Annotated in this window: 1 protein-coding gene; it reads left to right on the top strand. The window is 71.9% G+C overall.

Features of this window, described 5'->3' with window-relative positions; translation table 11 throughout:
* Positions 1-168: 168 nt before the first annotated feature.
* Positions 169-1,125: a helix-turn-helix domain-containing protein gene (locus E3T42_RS00195; RefSeq protein WP_134402238.1), complete on the top strand. Its 957-nt coding sequence runs from the start codon at positions 169-171 to the stop codon at positions 1,123-1,125.
* Positions 1,126-1,402: the final 277 nt, after the last annotated feature.

Genomic DNA, 1,402 nt, shown 5'->3' with positions numbered 1-1,402 from the left:
GGGTGCGGCTGCGGCTGCGGCTGCGGCTGCGGGCTGCGGCTGCGGGCTGCGGCTGCGGCTGCGGCTGCGGCTGCGGGCTGCGGCTGCGGCTGCGGGCTACGGGCTACGGGCTGTGGGCTACGGGCTACGGGCTACGGGCTTGGATCGGCCAGACAGAGAGGGCTTCGCATGCTTCACAAGGTGGTCTGCGTCACCCTGCCGGGCCTCGGGCCGTTCGAGTTCGGCCTGATCTGTGAGGTCTTCGGCATGGACCGAAGCGAGCACGGCGGGCCGTCGTTCGACTTCCACGTCACGGCGGCGGAGCCGGGTCCCATCCGCACGAAGCTGGGCTTCGACATCATCGTCACCGAGGACCTGTCCGCCGCCGGGGACGCCGACCTGATCGCGATCCCCGCCTACGAAGCGGGCGAGGCGATCCACCCCGAGATCCTGCGGGTAGTCCGCGAGGCCGAGGCCCGTGGCGCCTGGGTGCTCAGTGTGTGCAGCGGGGCGTTCGTGTTGGCCGCCGCGGGCATCCTGAATGGTCGCCGCAGCACGACTCACTGGATGTACACGGATGCGCTGGCGCGCGCCTGCCCTCTCACCGAGGTCGACCCGGATGTTCTGTTCGTCGAAGACCGCCGGGTGGTGACGGGCGCCGGGACCGCGGCCGGCATCGACGCCGCCCTGCACATCGTGCGGAAGGAACTCGGCGCCTCGGCGGCGAACGTGATCGCCCGGCGGATGGTGGTGCCGCCGCAACGCGACGGCGGGCAGTCGCAGTTCATCCAGGCGCCGGTGGCCGAGTTCCGCAGCGACTCCTTCGCGGCTGTGACCGACTGGATGCTGCGAAACCTCGACCAGGAGTTCACGGTCGACCATCTCGCCCGGCGGTCGCTGATGTCGCCGCGCACCTTCGCGCGGCGGTTCCGGGCGGATCTCGGCACGACGCCCACGGCGTGGCTGAACCGGCAGCGGCTGCTCCGCGCCCAGCAACTGCTCGAGGAAACCGGGTTGAGCCTGGCGGAGATCGCGGCGTCCACGGGGTTCGGTGCGGCGGCCGTGATGCGCCACCACTTCCTCAAGGTGCTGCAGACCACGCCGACGGCTTACCGGCGCACCTTCGGCAGCCGCCGGGCCGGCTGACGGCCACAGCGGGTCCGCTGCCGGGGCGGCCTCCGCCTGTCTCCCCGGCGCCCGAACGAATTCGACGGAGATTCTGCTCTAAAAAGCCCAAAACACAGGTTTTCGGTCCAGCATCCGGAAAATCTCCGTCGAATTGGTTCGCCGGCGTGCGGCAGGCACGGGTTCCGCGGCTGTGCGGGCGAGCGGGGCCAGCGGGCGGGCAGTGCCAGCGGGCGGGCGGGGCCAACGGACACGGCCGGGCCAGCGGACACGGCCGGGCCAGCGGGCGGGCGAGCCG

Source organism: Cryobacterium sp. TMT4-10, from assembly GCF_004403275.1.
GTDB lineage: Bacteria > Actinomycetota > Actinomycetes > Actinomycetales > Microbacteriaceae > Cryobacterium > Cryobacterium shii.
Note: the sequence above shows the minus strand (reverse complement) of the source record. Positions and strands in the feature narration are given on the sequence as shown.

Excerpts from the sequence above, each read along its gene's own strand:
- E3T42_RS00195 (WP_134402238.1), top strand. The coding sequence starts at position 169 with ATGCTTCACAAGGTGGTCTGCGTCACCCTGCCGGGCCTCGGGCCGTTC.